The organism is Leptotrichia sp. oral taxon 879 str. F0557 (assembly GCF_000469385.1).
GTDB lineage: Bacteria > Fusobacteriota > Fusobacteriia > Fusobacteriales > Leptotrichiaceae > Leptotrichia > Leptotrichia mesophila.
Genome location: NZ_KI271299.1, coordinates 9,310 through 10,039, shown reverse-complemented (window position 1 = coordinate 10,039; position 730 = coordinate 9,310). Strand labels below are relative to the sequence as shown.

General features: G+C 43.4%; 1 protein-coding gene. It reads left to right on the top strand.

The genetic code is table 11. The annotated features are described in order from the left end of the window. Window positions 1–730 (top strand): hemagglutinin repeat-containing protein (locus HMPREF1552_RS03065; protein ID WP_021743608.1); only part of this gene is annotated, 730 nt, incomplete at both ends.

Here is a 730-nt window from a genome sequence, read left to right as displayed (position 1 = left end):
GCTGTAAGCCAGATTAAGGATGGCGACAAAGTTGGCGGAGCGATGGAAGCGGTAAATGCGGCGGCTGGAACGGTTAAAGGGCTTTCAGACAATCAGGGGACAAGACAGACGAACTATGTAAATGTAAGCGTCGGAGCAAAAGGTGCAAGGGAAGCCCAGGCAAACAGCAACTTCTACGCCAACATCGGAGTAAACGCCGGATTTACACGTTCAAGAAGCAACACAAGTTCCCATACTGAAGGTGCGGCCGTAACAACATTAAAGCCGATGGATGAAAATTCAAGCATTACCTACAATAATGTAAACAATATAACTTATCAGGGAACACAGGCTCAGGGCGGAACATTCATCTACAACAATGTGGCAAATATCCAGAAGGAAGCTGTGGAACTTCATAACAGCTACAGCTCAAGCAGTTCGAGCAGAGGAGTAAATGCAGGAGCTACAATTGGCTATGGACACAAAATACAGACTACTGGAAACGGTGGAAGCATTTCAACAAGCAGAAGCAACCAGAATACAGTTGAAACTGTCTATGCAAACGGAAACTTCAAGAATGTAAATGAAGTTCATAACAACACAGGCTCAATGGTATTAAATGGCTTTAACCAGGAAGGTGGAAAAGTAACAGGAAACATTGGAAAAGTTGAAGTTATTTCAAGACAGAATACAAGCACGACAACTGGAAGTTCAAGTGGAATAAGCCTTGGAATAAGTGCAAATGGAATGC